This window comes from Halobellus inordinatus, from assembly GCF_024464655.1.
Classification (GTDB): Archaea; Halobacteriota; Halobacteria; order Halobacteriales; family Haloferacaceae; genus Haloquadratum; species Haloquadratum inordinatus.
This window is the reverse complement of record NZ_JANHAV010000002.1, coordinates 1-21,041: the sequence shown is the minus strand read 5'-3', so window position 1 is coordinate 21,041 and position 21,041 is coordinate 1. Positions and strand designations below refer to the sequence as shown.

General features: G+C 66.7%; 18 protein-coding genes. 10 read left to right on the top strand and 8 right to left on the bottom strand.

From position 1 onward, the window contains the following. Positions 1–43: 43 nt before the first annotated feature. A complete protein-coding gene (gene serB / locus NO347_RS04345) occupies positions 44–694 on the top strand; it encodes a phosphoserine phosphatase SerB (RefSeq protein ID WP_256288441.1) in 651 nt (216 codons plus the stop codon). An 8-nt stretch (positions 695–702) separates the two neighbouring features. On the opposite strand, the gene NO347_RS04340 is transcribed toward serB, so the two are convergent. The 4 genes from NO347_RS04340 to lipA form a co-directional block, all read right to left on the bottom strand. Continuing rightward, complete coding sequence (locus NO347_RS04340) at positions 703–1,743, bottom strand: DNA cytosine methyltransferase (protein WP_256288440.1); 1,041 nt, start codon at positions 1,741–1,743, stop codon at positions 703–705. A 104-nt stretch (positions 1,744–1,847) separates the two neighbouring features. Next, on the bottom strand, positions 1,848–2,069 hold the full coding sequence (locus NO347_RS04335) for a hypothetical protein (protein ID WP_256288439.1): 222 nt from the start codon (positions 2,067–2,069) through the stop codon (positions 1,848–1,850). Positions 2,070–2,145: 76 nt separating this feature from the next. Further along, entirely contained in the window at positions 2,146–3,048 is a 903-nt protein-coding gene (locus tag NO347_RS04330) for a hypothetical protein (protein ID WP_256288438.1), read from the bottom strand. Between the two features lie 74 nt (positions 3,049–3,122). Continuing rightward, entirely contained in the window at positions 3,123–4,244 is a 1,122-nt protein-coding gene (lipA, locus tag NO347_RS04325) for a lipoyl synthase (RefSeq protein WP_256288437.1), read from the bottom strand. On the opposite strand from lipA, the gene NO347_RS04320 reads away from it, so the two are divergent. Further along, positions 4,186–4,530: a 2Fe-2S iron-sulfur cluster-binding protein gene (locus NO347_RS04320; RefSeq protein WP_256288436.1), complete on the top strand. Its 345-nt coding sequence runs from the start codon at positions 4,186–4,188 to the stop codon at positions 4,528–4,530. The genes lipA and NO347_RS04320 overlap by 59 nt on opposite strands. A 179-nt stretch (positions 4,531–4,709) precedes the next feature. Beyond that, positions 4,710–7,049 (top strand): DEAD/DEAH box helicase, encoded by a 2,340-nt coding sequence (locus NO347_RS04315; protein WP_256288435.1) that lies wholly within the window; start codon positions 4,710–4,712, stop codon positions 7,047–7,049. A gap of 78 nt (positions 7,050–7,127) precedes the next feature. On the opposite strand, the gene NO347_RS04310 is transcribed toward NO347_RS04315, so the two are convergent. After that, a complete protein-coding gene (locus tag NO347_RS04310; RefSeq protein ID WP_256288434.1) occupies positions 7,128–7,778 on the bottom strand; it encodes an HAD family hydrolase in 651 nt (216 codons plus the stop codon). 75 nt (positions 7,779–7,853) lie between these two features. Here NO347_RS04310 and NO347_RS04305 point away from each other — a divergent pair, with 75 nt between their 5' ends. From NO347_RS04305 to NO347_RS04295, 3 genes are all read left to right on the top strand, one after another. Then, complete coding sequence (locus NO347_RS04305; protein ID WP_256288433.1) at positions 7,854–8,594, top strand: PDDEXK family nuclease; 741 nt, start codon at positions 7,854–7,856, stop codon at positions 8,592–8,594. Between the two features lie 85 nt (positions 8,595–8,679). Beyond that, positions 8,680–9,795, top strand: a complete 1,116-nt coding sequence (gene endA / locus NO347_RS04300; RefSeq protein WP_256288432.1) for a tRNA-intron lyase — start codon at positions 8,680–8,682, stop codon at positions 9,793–9,795. Further along, on the top strand, positions 9,792–11,441 hold the full coding sequence (locus NO347_RS04295; protein ID WP_256288431.1) for a tryptophan--tRNA ligase: 1,650 nt from the start codon (positions 9,792–9,794) through the stop codon (positions 11,439–11,441). Before endA ends, NO347_RS04295 begins: the two co-directional genes overlap by 4 nt. Positions 11,442–11,457: 16 nt before the next feature. Here the strand turns inward: NO347_RS04295 and NO347_RS04290 are convergent, their stop codons facing one another. Then, positions 11,458–11,745, bottom strand: coding sequence for an amphi-Trp domain-containing protein (locus tag NO347_RS04290; RefSeq protein ID WP_256288430.1), 288 nt, complete (start codon positions 11,743–11,745; stop codon positions 11,458–11,460). A 390-nt stretch (positions 11,746–12,135) separates the two neighbouring features. Between NO347_RS04290 and pheS the strand changes: the two genes are divergently transcribed. The 3 genes from pheS to NO347_RS04275 are packed head-to-tail and all read left to right on the top strand — an operon-like array spanning position 12,136 to position 18,090. After that, positions 12,136–13,671 carry a phenylalanine--tRNA ligase subunit alpha gene (gene pheS / locus NO347_RS04285; RefSeq protein WP_256288429.1) on the top strand — a complete coding sequence of 512 codons (1,536 nt, stop codon included), beginning with the start codon at positions 12,136–12,138 and terminating at the stop codon, positions 13,669–13,671. Beyond that, positions 13,671–15,416: a phenylalanine--tRNA ligase subunit beta gene (gene pheT, locus NO347_RS04280; protein ID WP_256288428.1), complete on the top strand. Its 1,746-nt coding sequence runs from the start codon at positions 13,671–13,673 to the stop codon at positions 15,414–15,416. The genes pheS and pheT overlap by 1 nt, the downstream gene beginning before the upstream one ends. 43 nt (positions 15,417–15,459) lie before the next feature. Beyond that, complete coding sequence (locus NO347_RS04275) at positions 15,460–18,090, top strand: valine--tRNA ligase (protein ID WP_256288427.1); 2,631 nt, start codon at positions 15,460–15,462, stop codon at positions 18,088–18,090. A gap of 114 nt (positions 18,091–18,204) precedes the next feature. Here NO347_RS04275 and NO347_RS04270 read toward each other — a convergent pair whose 3' ends face one another. Beyond that, positions 18,205–19,263, bottom strand: a complete 1,059-nt coding sequence (locus NO347_RS04270) for a quinone-dependent dihydroorotate dehydrogenase (protein WP_256288895.1) — start codon at positions 19,261–19,263, stop codon at positions 18,205–18,207. Positions 19,264–19,344: 81 nt separating this feature from the next. Continuing rightward, positions 19,345–19,542 (bottom strand): hypothetical protein, encoded by a 198-nt coding sequence (locus NO347_RS04265; RefSeq protein ID WP_121560175.1) that lies wholly within the window; start codon positions 19,540–19,542, stop codon positions 19,345–19,347. 296 nt (positions 19,543–19,838) lie between these two features. On the opposite strand from NO347_RS04265, the gene NO347_RS04260 reads away from it, so the two are divergent. Beyond that, positions 19,839–20,171, top strand: a complete 333-nt coding sequence (locus tag NO347_RS04260) for a non-histone chromosomal MC1 family protein (RefSeq protein WP_256288426.1) — start codon at positions 19,839–19,841, stop codon at positions 20,169–20,171. Positions 20,172–21,041: the final 870 nt, after the last annotated feature.

Sequence of the window (21,041 nt, the reverse complement as noted above, 5' to 3'; positions counted from 1 at the left end):
CCGGATAGGTGATTTAAAACCGTCCGCCGCCGACGCCCCACGTATGCGACTCGTGGCCTTCGACTTCGACGGAACGCTCTCGGACTCCGAGATGACGGTGCTGCTCGGCGAGCGGATGGACGTCGCCGACCGGATGGCAGACATCACAGAGCGTGCGATGAACGACGAACTCTCCTACGCGGAGAGCCTCAGAGAGCGCGCGTCGCTTCTCGACGGCCTCTCGGAGGAAGACGCCGAGGAGGCCTTCGGCGAGGTCCGCCTCCGACCGGGCGCGGCGGCCCTCATCAAGCGCCTCCGCGACGCCGGACACCACGTCGCGATCCTGACCGGCGGCTTCGAGCGCGGCGTCGAGCGCGCCTTAGAGCGCGAGGGCGTCGAGGTCGACACCATCGTCGCCAACCGCCTCCCGATGGAGGGTGGCCGCCTCACGGGTGACGTCGAGGGACCGCTCATCACCGGGACGAAGGACGACGCGCTCGAATCGCTCGCGGCCGACCTCGACGTCCCGCTCTCGCGCACCATCGCAGTCGGCGACGGCGCGAACGACCTCCCGATGCTCGAAGTCGCCGGTCTCTCGGTCGGCTACATCCCGAAAGACGCGGTGCGACCCTCGTGTGACGCCGTCGTCGCTTCGATGTACCGACTCGGCAAGGTGCTCGAAGGATACAGCGTCCTGCGGCGCGAGCAGGAGTAAGAGTCACCTCACTCTGCGTCAGCGATAGCGGCGGCGCCCATCGCCTCGAGGTCGTCGGCGAGCGCCTCCGCGACGGCCTTCGCCAGTTTCGGCGGGACGGCGTTGCCGACGACTTTCAACTGCGTGCTCTTCGGCCCCTGGAAGACGTAGTCGTCGGGGAACGTCTGCAGGATCGCACACTCGCGGACGGTCCCGACTCGGTCCTCCTCGGGGTGGACGAACGGGGCGTTGTGGTTCTCTTTGATCGTGATCGAGGGCTCGTCGCGGCGCAGTCGGCGCCAACTGTCGCCGTAGCTCTCATAGAGGCTGTCGCCCGGTTCGACGTCTCCGATCCGCTCGACCATCTCCGCGGAGTGGTTCGTCTTCTCGTGGTTCGGCAGGTCCGCGACGTCCTTCTCTAAGAGCGCGTCCTCGACGGTCAGGTACGGTTCGAGCTGTCTGCCGGTGAGCGTCGCCTGCTTCGAGGGGCCGTGCGTCCGCTCTGGATACGTCGGAATCGATCCGTCGCGCCGCCCCTGGAAGATCACGCGGCGGCGCTTCTGGGGGACGCCGTAGTCGGCGGCGTTCAGCGTCTCGTAAGCCGGCTTCTCGTAGCCCGCGCGCTCGAACCCCTCCAGGATCGAGCGAAGGGTGTCGCCGCCCTCCATCGACTTGATGCCGGGGACGTTCTCCATCACGAACGCCTCGGGCTGGACGAACTCGACGAAGTCGATGAAGTTTCCGACGAGGTAGTTGCGCTCGTCGTCGGGGTCGCGGTGGCCCGCGATGCTGAATCCCTTACACGGCGGCCCGCCGATGATCACGTCGATCGCGTCCGGATTGACCGGGTGCGTCTCGAAGAACGACTCGGGGTCCACTTCGGAGAGGTCCGCCTGGATCGCGAGCGCGTCCTCGTGGTTCGCTTCGTAGGTCGCGAGGAAGTCTTCGTTGGCGTCGACGCCGGCGACGACGTCGTAGCCCGCTTGCAGAAAGCCCTCAGAGAGACCGCCGCCTCCGCAGAACAGATCGAGCACCGTGATCGACGACTGACCGGGATCGGGATCCGACATTCGAGGTCGCTCGGTGTTCGTTTCCGACCGTATTTAACAGTCGCGGGGCGCGCGCTGCGGACGCTCGCGCTCACTTCGCGCCTGACGGACGCGCCCGACGACGATCACGTCTCGGTGAGGCAATAGCCCCCTTCGACCGTTTCGAGTTCGCCCTGACGGACTAACTCCGTCAGCGCCCGCTCGACGTCGGATTCGGAGAGACCGCTCCCCTCTAAGGCCCGTGCGACGTCCGTGGCGGACACAGCCCCGACTAGTTCGCCGTCGCAGTTCAGTTCGATCACGCGCTGAACCAGCTCCAGCGTCCCGTCTGTGATCTGTGCAGACACGGCCCTTCTCAGTTGAGCCAGTAGGGCCGCAGCCGATTATAACTCTTTTCGCAGCGACGCACGTGCGAGGGCGCCTCTAGCTCGGTGTCTCACTGCCGTCTCCGTCCAGTTCTTCCTGCAGCGCGGCCCGCCACTCGTGGGGGTTGTACCAGCCACAACCGACGCAGCCGACGTCCTCGTCGTACTCCTCGCCGCCCTCGTAGTAGTAGTCGATCTCGAAGAACGTCGGGCGCTTGCCGCTCTCGACGCAGGCCTCGCACTTCCGGCTCTTGAGGAGGTTGTGCTTCCGCGAGAGGATCTGGAAGTGCTCGCGGACGTCCTCGTCGCTCATCGACTCGTAATCGAAGCTCTCGGATTCGTCCCACCGGACCTCGGGGACGCGGTGGTCGACTTCCAGCGTCGTGCTCGGCGAGGAGCCGTCGAACGCGTCGCGGTGGTCGTAGAGGTCGCGGACGCGCCGCTTGAACGAGTCGGGCATATCCTGCCGCGTGATCGACTTCTGCGTCGGGAACGGGTACTTGAGCTTTCGGTGAAACGTCGTGTTCTCGCAGGTCTCGCAGTGTCGGTAATCGCCCTGCCCCTGACCGGTGTTCTGGACGAACTCGAAGCCCTCCTTGCGGAGCATCTGGATGTCCTTCGCGGGCTGGGAACTCGGAAGTTCACACGCCGAACAGTGCCACTCGCAGTCCGAGAGCGTCTCGAACGTCGCCGCGCGCTTCGTCCCCTCGTTCGAGGGGTTCCAATCCCGCGTGGCGTACTCGAAGACGCGCTCGCCGAAGTCCGTGAGTTCGTACGTCGAGCCCTCTATCTCGACGATTCCCTCGTCGGCGAACGCCGAGAGCAACGACTCGGTGTCGGCACTCTCGCCGACCTCCGCCGTGTCGCCGCCGTCGGCGAGCTCGGCGAGCAACGCCGTCCGCTCGGCGTCCTCCCGTATCGACAGAATCAGCTCTGCGGTCTTCTCGTCCATTCCGGGCATACGTTCGATTCACTCGCCCGGGGTCAAAGCAGTACGGGAATCGGCGCCGTTCGGTGCTGCTCGACGCGTCCCCGTCAGCCGCCCGCGGCGCGGGCTTCCCGACGGGCCGCCTCGACGCTCTTGCCGTCCCGCAACACGGCGTCGACGAACAGTTCGCCCGCCTTGTACGACGAGCGGACCATCGGGCCCGACGCGCAGTACAGGAAGTCGAGTTCGTCCTCGGCGACGCGCCGCCACGTCTCGAAGGCGTCGGGGTGGACGTACTCGAAGACGTCGAGATGCGACCGCGAGGGCTGGAGGTACTGCCCGAGCGTGACGACGTCGACGTCCGCCTCCCGCAGGTCCGAGAGCGTCTGATAGATCTCGTGGTCGTACTCGCCGAGGCCGAGCATAATGCTCGTCTTCGTGTAGACGTCGGACTCCTTCGAGACCTGTTCGAGCACCGCCAGCGACTGCTCGTAGCCGGCGCGGCGGTCCCGAACGGGCCACTGGAGTCGCTCGACGGTCTCGATGTTGTGCGCGATCACGTCCGGGCCAGCCTCGATGATCTCTCGAACGAGGTCGGGGTCGCCCTGGAAGTCGGGGATGAGAACCTCGACGAGGATGCCCGGATCGCGGTCTTTGATCTCGCGGATCGTCCGCGCGAAGTGGCTCGCACCCTGATCCGGCAGATCGTCGCGGTCGACGGAGGTGAGCACGACGTAGTCCAGCCCGATTTCGGCGACGGCGTCGGCGACGTTCGCCGGCTCCTCGGGATCGAGCGCGTCCATCCCGCCGGTCTCGACGTCGCAGAAGTTACAGCCGCGCGAGCAGCGATCGCCCATCAGCATAAACGTCGCCGTCCCCGGCCCGTTGCGGCCGCTCCAGCACTCGCCGAGGTTCGGGCAGTTCGCCTCCTCACAGACCGTGTGGAGGTCTCGGTCCCGGAGGGTGTCCTTGATGTCCGTGAACTGCCGCCCCGACGGCGGACGCATCTTCAGCCAGTCGGGCTTCCGCCTGCCGCTCATACCGCTTTCTTTGTGTCGCCGAGCAAAAGCCTGCGGGTTGTTTCGACGCGCTCGATCCACCAGCCGGTCTCGCCTCTGCTTCTGTGAGTCCGCCAGCAGAGTCAGGTGTCTCGCGGCCGAACCAGCCTGTATGCCCGAGACCGAGACCGTGCCGCTGACAGTCGTCGACGGTGACGACACGACGACCATCGAGGTCGAACGCGGCGCGAACCTCCGCGAGGCGCTGCTCGACCGCGGCTTTCCCGTCTACGGCACGGTCTCGAAACGCGCCAACTGCGGCGGCCGGGGGCTGTGTGCGACCTGCACCGTCGAGGTCGACCCGGCTCCGGACCCGACCCACTGGCACGACGCCGCGGCGGTCCGATTCGGCTACCCGCGGCTCTCCTGCTGTCTCACGGTCGAGGAACCGATGACGGTCAGGCTCTTGGACAAGTACGTCTGGGGGCAGGTGCTGCCGTTCCGTTCCCGGGGCTGAATCGAGACGCGGGGCGGCATCTCGCCCGGATGGAGAACCACCGCGACCCGCCCGGATGGAGAAACGACTTTGCCGCCGGAGGTCCGCGTACCGCGTATGACTCGTCTCGCTCGGATTTCCTCCTCGACTCACCGCGTCCCGACGGGTGCCGCCGCCTCGCCCGTTCGGAGGTGCGGCGCGTGAAGGTCGCAGACGTCGTCCCGGAGTTCGCGGACGCCTTCGGATTCGACGAGTTCAACCGGATGCAGCGGGAGGCCGCGCCCGCCATCCTCGACAGCGACGAGAACGTCGTCGCGGCCGCGCCGACGGCGAGCGGGAAGACCGCGCTCGCCGAACTCGCCATCTGTCGCACCCTCGACGACGGCGGGACGGCGCTCTTTATCGCGCCGCTGCGCGCGCTCACCAACGAGAAGGAGTCGGAGTGGGAACGCTTCGAGGAACTGGGCTACTCGGTCTACGTCGTCACCGGCGAACGGGACCTGAACCCTCGCCGTGCCGAGCGCGCCGACATCCTCGTGATGACGCCGGAGAAGACCGACTCCGCGACGCGAAAGCACGACTCCGCGCGCTACTCGTTCATCACCGACGTCGACTGCTGTGTCATCGACGAGGTGCATCTGCTGGATTCGGACACCCGCGGCGGCGTCCTCGAAGTGACCGTTTCGCGCCTCCGCCGGATCTGCGACCCCCGGGTCGTCGCGCTCTCGGCGACGATGCCGAACATCGAGGACGTCGCGGCGTGGCTGGATGCGCCGCCGGAGACGACCTTCGAGTTCGGCGACGAGTACCGCCCCGTCGACCTCCACGCGGGCGTGCGGACGTACACTCACGGCGACAACGCCTTCGCGGACAAGTACCGCCGCCTCTACACGGCGCTGGATCTCGCGGAGGAACACATCCGCGACGACGGCCAGGCGCTCGTGTTCGTCTCCTCGCGGCAGGACGCCGTCCGCGCGGCGGGCAAATCGCGCGACGAGATCGCGAAGCGCGACGTCCCGATGGGCGCGCGCGGCGACTACGACTTCCACACCGACGCGAAGGAGTTAGACGACGACGCGCTCGCGAAGGCCGCCCCGGACGGCGTCGGATTCCACCACGCCGGCCTCTCGAAGGGCGACCGCGACCGGGTCGAGGAGTGGTTCAAGGAGGGCAAAATCCAACTGCTCTTCTCGACGTCGACGCTCGCGTGGGGCGTGAACCTCCCCGCGCGCTGTGTCGTCATCCGCGACACCAAGTACCACGACCCGCTGGAGGGCGAAGTCGACATCTCGCCGCTCGACATCCTCCAGATGCTCGGCCGCGCGGGCCGCCCAGGCTACGACGACGTGGGCTACGGCTGGGTCGTCTGCGACCGCTCGGACGCCGACAAGTACCGGCAGCTCCTCCGAGAAGGCAAAGAGATCGAGTCGCGGCTGGCCGAAGACCTCGATTCGCACCTCAACGCCGAGATCGCGATGGGAACCATCCGCGACCTCGACGACGTCATCTCGTGGCTGGAGACGACCTTCTACTATCGGCGGGCGCAGTCGCAACCCGAGCAGTACGACTTCGAGAACCTCCGTGAGCGCGTGCGCGAGACGCTCGAATCGCTCGTCGCCCGCGGCTTCGTCCAGATGGGCGAAGACCTCTCGGTGAACGGGACCGCGCTCGGTCGCCTCGCCTCGAAGTACTACCTCCGACTGGAGACCGCAGAGCGCTTCCACGACCTCTGTGAGCGCGAGACGATCTCTGCGGACGGCATCTTAGAGACCGTCGCCGGTGCCGAGGAGTTCCACTCGGTCTCCGCGCGCCAGTCGGAGGCCGACGCCGTCGACGCCGTGCTCTCGGACGTCTCGACTGGGCTGGAGGACGGCCCCCGAAAGGTGCTCGCGATTCTCCACGCCGGGATGCAAAACAGCACGCCCGCCGACCTGCGCTCTGACGCGTGGATCATCAGACAGAACGCGCTGCGGCTTCTCTCGGCGCTCCGGGAGTTCCTCGCGGAGTTCGCGGGTCCGCGGGCGGCCAACCTCGCGCGGCGCGTCGAGGCCCGCGTCGAACACGGCGTCCCCCGGGACGCCGTCGGCCTCACTGCGGTCGACGGGATCGGCCCGAACCGCGCGCGGACGCTCGCGACGGGCGGCCTCCACAGCCCGGCGGACGTCGTCGGCGCCGGCGCCGAGGAACTCCAGCGAGCGGGACTCTCTGCCGGGGTCGCAGACCGCATCGTCGAGAACGCCCGCTCGTTCCCCGCGATCGACGTCTCGTGGGGCTCCTTCCCCGATAGCATTGCTCCCGGGGCGAACGAGATGTGCGACGTCACCGTCCGCAACGCGGGCGGCGGCGCGGCGGTCGGGATCCGCGTGACGGTCAACGACGTCGAGATGACGACGAAGGAGGCGTACCTCTCGGATTCGCTGGCGGTCCCCGTCGGCGTCTTCGGCGCGAACGCCGACGAACTCGACTTCACCGTCGAGGTGACGTTCCCCGGAGAGCCGCTTCACCCCGTCACTGCGAGTCGAACCGTCGAGATCGAATAGGCGCGAGGGACGCGAACGACGCGCTCGACCCAACAGGCTCGATCGACGCCCTCAACCCAACAGGCTCGATCGACGCCCTCAACCAAGCAGGACGTCGCGCAGTTCCGCGGTCCCCTCGACGACGACGTCGGCACGCGAGAGATCTAGGTCGGCGTTGTGCGCCGCTCGGAACGCGACGGTGAACGCACCCGCGCGGACGGCGGCCTCGATGCCGTTGACCGAGTCCTCGACGACGACACACTCGCTGGGGACGACGCCGAGCCGCTCGGCGGCGCGCTCGTAGATGTGCGGTTCGGGCTTGCCGTGCTCGTCAATCTCCTCGGCGCTCAACACCAGATCGAGCGGGCCGAGGTCGAACCGCTCGCGGACGATATTGATCCACGCCCGCGGCGCGGAGGAGACGATCGCGATCGCCCGACCGGTGGCTCGTAGCGCGTCGAACAGTTCTGGGATTCCCTCGGTCAACACCACCTGCTCGCCGTACAGTGACTCCGCGCGCTCCTCGTACTTCGCGACGAACTCGTCTTTCCTCACGACTGTCCCGTACCGCTCGTCGAGGTAGTCGTAGATCTCGTCGTAGGGCATCCCCGTCACCTCCTCGTGGGCGGGCGACCCGTCCGCGACGGCCGCCGCGAAGACCCACTCGTCCTCGAAGCGGTGCCAGTACGTCTCGGAGTCGACCAACACCCCGTCCATATCGAACAACACCGCGCCGTCGGGCACGTCCATACACCTCCTCACAGCCCTTGGTTCAAAGACCTTCGTGGGAGGGTCTATCACCGATGACGGGACCACGCCCGTCGTATGTCCGAGACGATTCGCGTCTTCGCCGGCGACTGTACGACGACCTTCGAGGGTGCTCGCGCCCGCACGCAACGCGGCCGCGTCGTCATCGTCGTCAAGCCCGACCGAACAGTTCTCGTCCACGACGCCGACGGCTACCAGCCCGTGGCGTGGCTGACGCGCCCCGACTCGCTGACCGTCGAGACCGACGCCGGCGGCTTCGGCCTCGTCGCGCGCGCCGGCGAGCAGGTCCTCCGCGTCGTCGCCCACGAGCGCTCGGGGGAGGCCGAGTATCCCGTTACCGAGGCCGGCGTCCCCGTCGGATCGCACCCCGACACGGGCGAGCCGCTCGTCCGCACTAGCGGCGACGTCGTCGGTCTCGACTCCGACCTCCGCTATCCGCTGCCCGCCGGCGCGACCGTCCTCCAGGAGACGTGCGACGCGTGCGGCCTCCCGAAGATCCGCGCGGAGGCGGGCGAGGTCTTCGAGATCTGCCTCGACCGTTCCTGTGAGTCGCTGGACGACGCCGTCCGCGAGCGGTTCGACCGGGAGTGGACGTGTCCGGACTGCGGGTCGGACCTTCGGATCATCCGCCGCGGCGGTCGCCTCCTCGCCGGGTGTGACGCCTACCCCGACTGCGATACCGCCTTCGCTATTCCGGCCGGGGTCGTCGTCGACGAGTGCGACTGCGGGCTGCCGGTCTTCGAGACCGCGCGCGGTCGGCGCTGTCTGGACGCGACGTGCGACGCGTTCGAGGCGTGATACGCCGCCGTGTGCTCGTTTCGAAACCCCACTCCAGCACCCGATGATCGCAGCCCCTTTGTCGTCGCCGACCGCCGATGCGTGTATGGATGGGACACTGGTCGACGGCGTGGTTCGCGTCGGCGGCGACGCCAGACAGCGGTTCTACGACGCCCGCGGGTACGGTCGCCCGCTCGACCGCAACCGTATCGAACTGGCGCCCGTCGAGGCGGCGCACCTCCTCTCGCGGGGCGACCTCGACGCCGTCGTCGACGAGTCCGAGCGCGACGGCGACCGGCTGGGGTTCCGCGAGTTCCTCGTTCGGACGGGCGCGACGCTGCGCTTTGCGGTCTACAAGGACCTGCGGGACCGCGGCTTCTATCTCTCGCCCACCTGCGAGGCGTGGCCGGGCGTCGACGCGGACGTCGCGGCCGCCGATAGCGACGTCGATTTCGTCGTCTATCCGCGCGGCAAGGGGCCGTGGGACGACGCGGTCGCCTACCGGATCCGCGTCGCGGGCGAGCGCGAAGCGGTCCGCGCAGCGTCGCTCGGGGGCGTCGTCCTCGCGGTCGTCGACGAGGACGGCGAACTGACGTACTTCGAGACCGACGCCGCTCCGACGATCGGCGAGGGAGCAGCGGAGGCCCCAGACGGGTCCGGCGCCGGCAGTGGAGAGGGTGCCGACACTTCCGATACTGGACTCCCCGCAGCCGTCGACGCCGATCTGCTCGACGACCGCGTGGTCTGCTATGCGACCGCCGAGGACCTCTACGAGGGGAACTTCTACGGTCAGCGGCTGTTCGGCCGGAACGCCGACTCGGGGCCGCTCCAACTGTCGCTCGTCGAGGGCGCGTATCTCGCCCAGCGCGGCGTCGTCGACGTCGACCCCGCGGCCGTCGTCGACCTCGGCCGCGACGTCGAGGGCGAGCGGTTCGACCGCCGCCTGCGCGCGTACGCCGCCCTGCGGGACCGCGGCGTCGTCCCCAAGAGCGGCTTCAAGTTCGGCGCGGACTTCCGCGTCTACGAGGAGTTCACCGACGTCGACTCGCTGAGTCACTCGACGGACCTCGTGCGCGTCGTCGCGCCCGACCACACCTTCTACCCGCGGGACCTCTCGCTCGACGTCAGACTCGCCGGCGGGGTCCGGAAGCGAATGGTTTTTGCGCTCACCGCGGCCAACGGCGAGATAGACTGGCTCTCGGTAGCCCGACTCACCCCATGACACGAGACCACGACGCCCGCGACAGTGACGACCGCGCCCCTGATGAGAGCGCGCGGGAGGACGAAAAGCGACTGACGGACGGCGGCACCGACGACGCCGCGGCCGGCGCAGACGACGTCGCGCTCGATCCGTGGGGCTCTTCGGCCGTCTCCGACTACCGAAAGCTCTTCGAGGAGTTCGGCATCGGGGAGTTCGACGACGTGCTCCCCGAGGTGCCGAACCCCCACTATCTGATGCGGCGGGGCGTCATCTTCGGGCACCGCGACTACGAGCCCGTCGCCCGCGCGCTCCGCGAGGGCGAGGACGCGGCCGTGCTCTCGGGCTTTATGCCGACTGGCGACCCCCACATCGGCCACAAGCTCGTCTTCGACGAGATCATCTGGCACCAACAGCAGGGCGCAGACGCCTACGGCCTGATCGCCGACCTGGAGGCACACGCCGCCCGCGGGATGACCTGGTCGGAGATCGACGAGCACGCGCGCGATTACCTCCTGAGCCTGCTCGCGCTCGGCTTCGACCCCGAGGAGGGTGAACTCTACCGGCAGTCCGACAACCGCGAGCTGCAGGATCTCGCCTTCGAACTCGGCTCGAAGGCGAACTTCTCGGAGTTCCAGGGCATCTACGGCTTCGACGGCGAGACCAACGTCTCGCATATGCAGTCGGTCGTCACGCAGATGGCCGACATCCTCTATCCGCAGTTAGAGGAGCCGAAGCCGACCGTCATCCCAGTCGGCCCCGACCAGGACCCGCACGTCCGATTCGCCCGCGATCTCGCGGCGCGGATGCGCTTCTTCAAGGTGACCGAGGCGTACGCGAGCTTCGAGCTCACCGACGCCGAGCGGGCGCTCGTGGCGGCCGTCTACGACGAACGCGAGCAGTACGCCGAAGAGCCCGACCGCCCCCGCTGCGAGGAGGCAGGCGCGTGGCTCGCTGCCCACGCGGACCTCGACGACCTCGGTGTCGTCGTCGGCGACGACGTCCGCGAGTCAGCAGTGGAAAAACTGAACAACGCCGGGATGGAGCCGCTCCGTCCCCGCGTCCGCTTCCTCGACGCCAACGCGACGGAGGCGGCGTTCGAGGGACTGATCGAAGCGATCGACGGCGAGAAACGGCGGTACGAGGAGCACGTCGACGCCTTCGACCTCGACGTCGCCGACGCCGAAGAACTCGCGCGCGAGATCGAACTCGACCACGGCGGCTACGGCTTCGTCCCGCCCTCGTCGATCTACCACCGCTTTATGACCGGGCTCACGGGCGGGAAGATGTCCTCGTCGATCCCGGCGTCGCACATCTCTCTCCTCGACGACCCCGAGGAGGGCTACGACAAGGTGAAGGCGGCGACGACCGGCGGTCGCGAGACCGCAGAGAAACAGCGCGAACTCGGCGGCAAGGCCGACGAGTGTCCCGTCTACGAACTGTACGCCTATCTGCTCGCGGGCGACGACGACGAGTTCGCGAAGGAGGTCTACGACGAGTGCGTCGGCGGAGAGCGCCTCTGCGGCGGCTGTAAGGAACAGGCTGCGGAACTGATGCGCGAGTTCCTCGAAGACCACCAGGAGAAGCGTGAGGAAGTCGAGGACCTCCTCGACGACCTCGACATCTCCCTGACGTCGTCACGCCGCGGCGTCGCCCCCGGCGACGAGTGAGTTCGGGGCGCTCGTTCTACTCGATCGTCAAGTCGCCGTCCTCGCCGTCCTCGCCGCTCGCACCTTCGTCCCACTCGATCTCGAACTCGATGCTCAGTTCGCCCGGCCCCTCTGTGGGGCCTTCGCGCTCGGCTTTCACCTCGAACGTCGGCTTCGCCGGTGGTTCGAGTGTCACAGACTGACCGCCGGCTGTCAGCGTGATCGCGTCTCCAGCATCGAGTTTGTCGGCGACGTCGCGTAGGTACGTTGCGATCGACTCTCGGCCCTGTGCGCTTTCGGATTTGAAGAGGACTTCTTCGGGCATATCTCCCTTTTCGCCGCCTCGGGAGATAAGGATGCTGTCGCCGCCGCCACACCCTGCCGTGGCACCTATTCGCACGAATCCGCAATCGTTTTGATCGCCGATAGAGTGAGTTCGGGTATGCGATACGGACCCTGCAGTCCCGAACGCAGTGTCGACGTGGAATCGATCGACAGCGACGGGTCCGTCTTCTTCTTCCGGCCCGCCTGAGAGCGGCGGACCCGCCGACCCACGCGCCGGCACCGACGGCGCTCGCGACGGCGGCGAAACCGCTCGAATCGGTCCGGTGCAGACGCGCGAGCGTCTGCGGTCTTCGGAACTGCTAACTGGCGGCCGGTCGGTAGACGCGACAACGACCGACCTGCGGCCCCGATCATCCACATCGAACACAGAATGAAACTTCCCGAACCACAGGTCGCGGTGTTGAACGCCGCGAGCGCGACAGACGAGACGCCGATCGAACGACTCGCCGACGAGGCGGGACTGAAGCCCGAGACGGCGACGCAAGCCGTCTTCGAACTCCGTGACGACGGGCTCCTCGACGTCACCGAGCGCGAGACGGTCGAGTACGAACTGACCGCGGAGGGCCGCGAGTACATCGACGCCGGCCTCCCCGAAGTGCGCCTGTACCGCGCCGCGATCGAAGCCGGCGCCGACGACGACCCGGTACAGATGGGTCGGACCATCGGCGCGGCCGACCTCGACGGCCCGGAAGTCGACATCGCCCTCGCCAACTTCGGCCGCAAGGGCTACGGCTCCATCGAGAGCGGCGAACTCTCGGCCGACGGCGACGCCGACGCCGAGGACGACCCCGAAGCGGCCGCACTCGCCGCGCTCGCTGCCGTCGACGACGAAGACGACTCCGACGCGGCCCTCGCCGACGTCGACGACGACGACGTCCTCGATCAGTTGGTCTCGCGGAACCTCCTCGAACGCCACGAGCGGACCGTCCGGACGGCCACGCTCACGGATGCGGGCGTCACGGCGCTGATGGAAGGCGTCGAAGCGACCGAGGCGGTCGACCGTCTCACGCCCGAGATGCTCACCTCCGGCGAGTGGCAAGACGTCGAGTTCACCGAGTACAACGTCGAGGCCGACGCGCCCGAGGTCCGCGGCGGCAAGACGCACGTGCTCCGACAGACGGCCGAGCGCGTGAAAGACGTCCTCGTCGGGATGGGCTTCCAGGAGATGGACGGCCCCCACGCCGACGCCGACTTCTGGATCAACGACTGTCTGTTTATGCCGCAGGACCACCCCGCACGGACCCACTGGGACCGCTTCGCGCTCGACGTCCCCCCGATCGCCGATATCCCAGAGGACCTCGTCGACCGCGTCGAACACGCCCACCGCGAGGGCGTCGGCGAGGACGGCGACGGCTACCACTCGCCGTGGTCCGAGGACTTCGCGCGCGCCATCGCGCTGCGCGGACACACCACGTCGCTGTCGATGCGCTATCTCTCCGGGACCGAAGTGGGCGAACTCGAACCGCCCCAGCGGTACTTCTCCGTCGAGAAGGTGTACCGCAACGACACCCTCGATGCGACTCACCTGCTCGAGTTCTTCCAGATCGAGGGCTGGGTGATGGCCGAGAACCTCTCGGTCAGGGATCTGATGGGGACGTTCGTCGAGTTCTACGAGCAGTTCGGCATCACCGACGTGCAGTTCAAACCGCACTACAACCCCTACACCGAGCCCTCCTTCGAGCTGTTCGGCCGGCACCCGACGACCGGCGAGCTCATCGAGATCGGGAACTCGGGGATGTTCCGCGACGAGGTGCTCGAACCGCTCGGCGTCGAACACGACGTGATGGCGTGGGGGCTCGCCCTCGAACGCCTCGCGATGCTGACCACCGGCGCCGAAGACATCCGCGACCTGCACGGCACGCTCGCAGATCTTGAATTCCTCCGCGACGCGGAGGTGACCTACTGATGCCTGTCGTCGACATCGATCCCGACGAACTTCGGGAACTGACCGGCCACGAGGAGAAGGGCGACGAAGACCTCAAATCCGACCTGTTCGGCCTCGGCTTGGAGTTCGAGGGCGAGACCGAGGACGGACTCCTGCAGTTCGAGTTCGGTCCCGACCGCCTCGATCGGCTCTCCGTCGAGGGCGTCGCCCGCTCGCTGCGATACCAGTACGGCGACGACCGCGGGGTCCGCGTGCCCGACACGAACGACGCGGACTACACGTTCGTCGTCGACGAGGACGTCCCCGACGAGCGGCCGTACGTCACGGGCGCGATCATCCGCGGCGTCGACCTCGACGAAGCGGGGTTAGATTCGCTGATCCAGTTGCAGGAGAAACTCCACGCCACGATGGGTCGCAAGCGCGCGAAGGGCGCGATCGGGATCCACGACCTGACGATGATCAAAGGCGAGGTGCTCTCAGAGGAGAGCGGCGGCAACTCGATCACCTACACCGGCATCGACCCCGAGGGCGACACCTTCGTCCCGCTCGATAGCGACCGCGAGATGACGCCCGCGGCGGTCCTCGAAGAACACCCGACAGGCGAGACGTACGCGGATCTCATCGCCGACTACGATCGCTATCCCGCGATCTACGACGAACTCGGCCTGTTCTCGTTCCCGCCGGTCATCAACGGCCGCCGGACCGAGGTGTCGACGGACTCCCGGGAGCTGCTGGTCGAACTCACCGGCACCGATCAGTGGACGATCGATCGGATGTGCAACATCATCTGCTACGCGCTGTCGGCCCGCGGTGCGACGATCGAAGACGTCGAGATCGAGTACGCCGACCGCACGCTCGTCCGCCCGGACTTCGAGGTCGACACGAAGTCTGTCACGCACGACCGGATCGAGACGATGCTCGGCGTCGAATTCGAGACGGCAGAGGTGATCGACCTGTTCGAGCGCTCCGGACTCGACGCGGTCGTCGCGGACGACGCGGACGCTTCCGACGAGGCCGCAGACGCCGAGACGGTCTATGAGGTGTCGATCCCGCCGTACCGAACTGACGTGCTCCACCCGCTCGATCTGGTCGACGACGTCGGCCGCGCGTACGGCTTCGACGAACTCGAACCGCGCTATCCCGACATCGGGACCGTCGGCGGTCGCCACGAGCGCTCCCGGCTCGAAGCCGCCACCCGGAACGCCCTGACCGGCCTCGGCTTCGAGGACCTCCTGAACTTCCATATGTCCAGCGAGGACGAGACGTACGACCGGATGAACGTCGAGCCCGGAGCCGACTACCTCGGCGGCGGCGACCCCGTCGAGATCACCGAACCTTACAGCGAGGACTACACGATCCTCCGTCAGTGGGCGCTGCCCTCGCTCGTGATGGTCTTAGAGAACAACACGCACCGCGCGTACCCGCAGGACCTCGCGGAAGTCGGCCTCGTGGCCGAGCGCGACGACGACGTCAACACGCGCGTCCGCGAGCGGCGACACGTCGCTGGCGTGCTCGCGCGCCACGACGCGACCTACGAGGACGCGAAGGCCCGGCTGCAGGCGATCTGCGGCGACTTCGACGTCGACCTGGAGACGCCGCCGACCGAGCACCCCTCGTTCATCGACGGCCGCGCCGCGTCCGTCGTGATCGACGGCGACGCGGTCGGCGTCGTGGGCGAACTCCACCCCTCGGTTCTGGTCGAACACGACCTGGAACTCCCGGTCGCGGCCTTCGAGTTCGATCTGTCGGCGCTCGCGTCCGCGTAATCGAGTAACTTAACAGCCCTCCCGCCGGTATTTTCGCCCGATAATGCCGAGCGGAGAATACGACCCGGACACCGTCGAGGCGAAGTGGCAAGACAGGTGGGTCGACGACGAGACCTACGCGTACGAGGGTGACGTAGAGAACCCCGACACCGCCTTCTCTATCGACTCGCCGCCGCCGACGGTATCCGGGAGTCTGCACTGGGGCCACGTCTACGGCTTCACGCTGCAGGACTTCGTCGCTCGGTTCAACCGGATGCGCGGCAAGGACGTCTACTTCCCGTTCGGCTACGACGACAACGGCATCGCCTCCGAGCGACTCGCCGAAGACGAACTCGGCGTCCGCCACCAGGACTACGAGCGCCGCGAGTTCCAGCGGATGACCCAGGAGGTCTGTGAGCAGTACGAGGCCGAGTTCACCGAGAAGATGCAGAGCCTCGGCATCTCTATCGACTGGAACCAGACCTACCAGACGATCTCGCCGAAGACCCAGCGGATCTCTCAGCTCTCGTTTATCGACCTCTACGAGCAGGGTCGCGAGTACCGCCAGCGCGCGCCGGCGATCTGGTGTCCCGAGTGTGAGACGGCGATCTCGCAGGTCGAGACCGAAGACGACGAACAGCCGAGTCACTTCCACGACATCGCCTTCGAGGTCGTCGAGAGCGACTCGATCGACGCCGACGAGACGTTCACCATCTCGACGACGCGTCCCGAACTCCTGCCGGCCTGCGTCGCGGTCTTCGTCCACCCCGACGACGACGAGAACCAGTACCTCGTCGGCGAGGAAGCGCGCGTGCCGCTGTTCGATCAGGAAGTGCCGATCCTCGAAGACGAGCGGGTCGACTTAGAGACCGGCTCGGGGATCGTGATGTGCTGTACGTTCGGCGACCAGACCGACATCGAGTGGTACCAGGCGCACGATCTGGATCTCCGGCTCGCCATCGACGAGTCGGGCACGCTGACCGACGTCGCGGGCGAGTACGCCGGGCTCTCCTCCGAAGAGGCGCGCGAGGAGATTGTCGACGACCTCGAGGAGGACGGCGCGCTCCTCGACCGCCGGGCGATCACCCACACGGTGAACGTCCACGAGCGCTGCGGGACGAGCGTCGAGTTCCTCGTCAAAGATCAGTGGTACGTCGAATTGCTCGATAAGACCGACGAGTACCTCGAAGCGGGCCGAGAGATGGACTGGTACCCCGAGAAGATGTTCACCAGGTACAAAAACTGGATCGAGGGACTCCAGTGGGACTGGTCGATCTCCCGGCAGCGTTCCTCGGGCATCCCGTTCCCGGTCTGGTACTGCGAGGCGTGCGAACACGTCGTGTTAGCCGAGAAAGAGAACCTGCCGGTCGACCCGCTCAGCGACGAGCCGCCGGTCGACGCCTGTCCGGAGTGCGGTCACGACGAGTTCGTCCCCGAGGACGACGTCTTCGACACGTGGGCGACGTCGTCGCTCACGCCGCTGATCAACGCCGGCTGGGACTGGGACGTGGAACGAGAGGAGTTCACCTTCGAGAACCCCGAACTCTACCAGTTCGACCTCCGCCCGCAGGGCCACGACATCATCTCGTTTTGGCTCTTCCACACCGTCGTCAAGTGCTACGAACACACCGGCGAGGTGCCGTTCGACAGCGTGATGATCAACGGGATGGTCCTCGACGAGAACCGCGAGAAGATGTCGAAGTCGAAGGGCAACGTCGTCGCGCCCGACGAGGTCGTCTCGAAGTTCCCCGTCGACGCCGCGCGCTACTGGGCCGCCGGATCGGCCGTCGGCGACGACCTGCCGTACTCCGAGAAGGGCCTCCGCGCCGGCGAGAAACTGCTCCGGAAGCTCTGGAACGCCTCGAAACTCGTCGAGAGCCTCACCGAGGACGCGCCCGCGGAGTTCGACCACGAGGATCTCACCCAACTCGATCGCTGGCTGCTCGCCTCGCTGGACCGCGAGATCGAGCGGCTGACCGGCCGGTTCGAGAGCCGGGAGTTCTCGAAGGCCCGCGACGGCCTCCGCGGCTTCTTCTGGCACACGTTCTGTGGCGACTACCTGGAGATCGCAAAGCAGCGCGTCCGCGAGGGCGGGGACGCCTCCGCGGCGTACACCCTCGAAGTCGCGCACCGACGCTTCCTGAAGCTTTTCTCGCCGATCCTCGCGCACGCGACCGAGGAGCTGTGGCACGATATGTACGACGACGGCGAGAGCGTGCACCACAGCGGCTGGCCCGAACCGCTCGGTGTCGACGCCGACTTCGAGGCCGGCGAGACGGCGATGGAAGTCGTCGGCGCGCTCCGGAAGTACAAGAGCGACGCGAAACTGTCGATGAACGCCGAAATCGACCGCGTCGAAGTCTGGGGCGACGTCTCCGGCTTCGAGGCCGACATCTCCAGCGTGATGCACGTCGAGGAGTTAGAGACGCTCGATGAGCGTCCGGCGGTCGAGTCGGTCGTCACGGGCGTCGACCTCGACTACTCGCTTGTCGGCCCCGAGTTCGGGAGTCAGGTCTCAGCGATCGACGACGCGATCGAAGCGGGCGAGTACGAGACCGTCGACGGCGAACTCCACGTCGCGGGCGTCGAACTGGAGCCCGAGATGTTCGAGATCGAAGAAGAGCGGCAGTATCTCGGCGAGGGTGAGATGGTCGAGGCGGGCGATGCGATCGTGATCGTCCACGAAGAAGCCTAACGCCGCGGCCCGCCGTCGCTTTTCGGTTCCTTCTCATAGGGATTATCGTAAGTCTCCATAGATGTCTCGCCGGACGGTACGGCGAGAATCTCCGAACAGTGACGATAATCCCTATCAGAGATCTGCGCCGACCGCGTCCTCGACGCTGTCGAAGCCGTCACGTTCGAGTAACGTGAGCAGTCCCTCGTTGATGTCGCGTGCGAGCGTCGGTCCCTCGTAGACGAGTCCGGTGTACAGTTGGACGAGGCTCGCGCCCGCACGGATCTTCGCGTACGCGCCCGCGGCGTCGGAGACGCCACCGACGCCCACGACGGGAACGTCCGTCCGTTCGGCGACGAAGCGGACCATCTCGGTCGCTCGGTGCTCGATCGGCGCGCCCGAGAGTCCGCCTCTCTCGGCGCGCTTCGGGCTGTGGAGCCCTGTCGGTCGGTCGGTCGTCGTGTTGGTCGCGATGACGCCGTCGAGGTCGAAGTCGTCGACGACCGCGAGCGCGTCTTCGATCGCCGGCCCCGGCAGGTCGGGCGAGAGCTTCACGAGCAGTGGCGACGCGCCGGCGTCGACGAGCCCGCCGAGGATCGCCTCCAGTGAGTCGCGGTTCTGTAGCTCGCGCATCCCCTCGCTGTTCGGACAGGAGACGTTGACCGCGAGGTAGTCGGCCACGTCGGCGACCTGCTCGTAGGTGTAGCGGTAATCTTCCGGCGCGTCTGCGGCGTCTGTCACCTCCGAGAGCGCGACGTTGACGCCTACGGGGATCCCGGGATCGGGGCTCGTCCGCAGGCGCTCGCCGACGGCGTCTGCGCCCTCGTTGTTGAGACCCATCCGGTTGATGATGGCCCGGTCTTCGACGAGACGGAACATTCGCGGGCGTGGGTTGCCCGGCTGTGCGCGCGCAGTGACGCCGCCGACCTCCACGTGGCCGAAGCCGAGCGCACCGAGCACTGACGGCAGTTCGGCGTTCTTGTCGAAGCCCGCCGCGACGCCGATCGGGTTCGCGAAGGACTGCCCGAAGGCGTCGACTGCGAGCCGGTCGTCGTCGACGACGAGTCGGTCCCGGAGGAGCGTCTCGACTGGCGTGTGTTGGACTGTCGCGAGTCCGCGGTGTACTGCACGGTGTGCGGTCTCCGCGGGGAGCGAGAAGAGGGCCGGCCTGAGAGCGCGGTACGCCGAGCGTATCACGATCTTCTCACGTGTCGCGCGTTGCCGTCTCGTCGGCACTTTCGTGTCGACCGGTCGGTGCCTCGGCTCATCGCGCGTTCAGAAGTCGTGCTCGACCGCGTCGGGGTCGGCCTTCTGAATGATGATCTTGCCGTCTCGGACGCGAACGAACACCTCGTCGCCGATCTCCATCCCGGCCACGGCGAGTTCGTCTTCGTGGAGGTTCACGTGGACGTTGTGGTACTCGCCGTGTTCGTCTTTCGCGCCACTCGGGCTGAGCTTCTTTTTCCGAACCATCGGAGCTGTCTAGGCGTTGGTTCGCTGCAGGATATACATAAGTGTTGTTTACGCCTTGCTTCAATTACTCCAAATGGAGGCGCCGGCGCGCGTCTGACGACGGTTTTTCGCTCGTACGCGCGCTCGACCCGTTGAAGACGCGGTTGCCGCCGTAATCGTCCGTCTGTCACCGGCACGAACGACGATCGCCCGGACGCTGACGTCGCCAACTACCCCTTGACCCCGCCGCTGCAGTCGATTTTTGCCGATATATTTATGCCAGACTATGCGCTTCCTTGACATAGAGGTACACAGCGATGGTACGCGAGGACGGTAAACGGAATTTCGTAATGCTCGAAGACGGCGAGAAGACCAAACAGTTCACCGGCCGGATGCCGCGGCAGGCGGCACTCAAGGCAGCCCGTCGCCTCGAGGGATACGAGTCCTACGAATCCGAAGACGAGGCGAAAGAGCACCCCACCGAAATCCGACTGCTCGAACGGGGCACCGATCGGGTACACGTCTATCACGCGTGGGCGTGGCACGACACCGCGCCGAACGACAAGCCAGGGTGGATGAAACAGAACGAGGTCTCGACAGTCACGCGAGGCAACGTCTCGAAACAGGGCATCGAACACATCGAAAAGTAACTACCGCGCGTCGCGCTCGCGCGATGTCCGCTTCCGGGCCGTTGGAACCGTCCTTCGGCACTCCGTGATGGGCCGGTCCGTCCTCTCTTTCGCGTCCACTCCTCGCTCTCTCGTCTCCTGGTCCATTTTTTGCTATCCGACATCGCTTTGTCCGTCCCGTGGTGAGTCTCTCGCGCGCGGTTATCATCCGACCCGACCGCACGCGCGACGCGTGGGATGACGTGTCGGCCTCCGACCGCGCTATACGTCTCACTCGTATTCTCGTGTATCTCTCCGCGTGCACGTAGCGCGCGTACCACTGTCACCGGCGGCCGGTCATTCCATCTACGACGGTCCCGGCGGCCGGTCATTCCATCTACGACGGTGAGCTATTGCGACCCCGGCTGTCCGAATATTCATTACCTGGTTCGGTGTGAAATCGCATAACGAGGCGGGGACGGTTCGACGGCCTTTTATATTTACCCGGCATTCGTAGAAATACGCGGAAGCCCGCCCGGGTCACCCCGGACGGGATCTACGACGGATCGGATTTGCACGCCCCCGTTTGGTCTTCGGCTCGAACGCGAGCCGAGGACGATACGACGGGCTTAAGTGTGCAAGTCCGTTTCGGATGAATGCGAACGACACACCGCGACTGGGTGCGGTTCAACCCCGCGCCCACTCGGACACGCCGGCTTCGGCCGGCAGCGAGACGGATCGGAGCCTTTATGGCTTCGTCCAACGTACGCTTATGTCCGCAAGAGATGAGGATTCCACCCCTGCGGTCCGCCGTACAGATGGGATCTGATGTTAGCCTTGATGGTTCGGTGACACCTGTCTGGTGTCCACTGAACCACGAACGGACCACGCAATGATATATGGTGATCTCCC

Excerpts from the sequence above, each read along its gene's own strand:
- NO347_RS04320 (WP_256288436.1), top strand. The coding sequence starts at position 4,186 with ATGCCCGAGACCGAGACCGTGCCGCTGACAGTCGTCGACGGTGACGAC.
- lipA (WP_256288437.1), bottom strand. The coding sequence starts at position 4,244 with ATGGTCGTCGTGTCGTCACCGTCGACGACTGTCAGCGGCACGGTCTCG.
- NO347_RS04265 (WP_121560175.1), bottom strand. The coding sequence starts at position 19,542 with ATGGTTCGGAAAAAGAAGCTCAGCCCGAGTGGCGCGAAAGACGAACAC.
- NO347_RS04295 (WP_256288431.1), top strand. The coding sequence starts at position 9,792 with ATGACACGAGACCACGACGCCCGCGACAGTGACGACCGCGCCCCTGAT.
- NO347_RS04305 (WP_256288433.1), top strand. The coding sequence starts at position 7,854 with ATGTCCGAGACGATTCGCGTCTTCGCCGGCGACTGTACGACGACCTTC.
- NO347_RS04290 (WP_256288430.1), bottom strand. The coding sequence starts at position 11,745 with ATGCCCGAAGAAGTCCTCTTCAAATCCGAAAGCGCACAGGGCCGAGAG.
- serB (WP_256288441.1), top strand. The coding sequence starts at position 44 with ATGCGACTCGTGGCCTTCGACTTCGACGGAACGCTCTCGGACTCCGAG.
- NO347_RS04340 (WP_256288440.1), bottom strand. The coding sequence starts at position 1,743 with ATGTCGGATCCCGATCCCGGTCAGTCGTCGATCACGGTGCTCGATCTG.
- endA (WP_256288432.1), top strand. The coding sequence starts at position 8,680 with ATGGATGGGACACTGGTCGACGGCGTGGTTCGCGTCGGCGGCGACGCC.
- pheS (WP_256288429.1), top strand. The coding sequence starts at position 12,136 with ATGAAACTTCCCGAACCACAGGTCGCGGTGTTGAACGCCGCGAGCGCG.
- pheT (WP_256288428.1), top strand. The coding sequence starts at position 13,671 with ATGCCTGTCGTCGACATCGATCCCGACGAACTTCGGGAACTGACCGGC.
- NO347_RS04260 (WP_256288426.1), top strand. The coding sequence starts at position 19,839 with ATGGTACGCGAGGACGGTAAACGGAATTTCGTAATGCTCGAAGACGGC.
- NO347_RS04310 (WP_256288434.1), bottom strand. The coding sequence starts at position 7,778 with ATGGACGTGCCCGACGGCGCGGTGTTGTTCGATATGGACGGGGTGTTG.
- NO347_RS04330 (WP_256288438.1), bottom strand. The coding sequence starts at position 3,048 with ATGCCCGGAATGGACGAGAAGACCGCAGAGCTGATTCTGTCGATACGG.
- NO347_RS04275 (WP_256288427.1), top strand. The coding sequence starts at position 15,460 with ATGCCGAGCGGAGAATACGACCCGGACACCGTCGAGGCGAAGTGGCAA.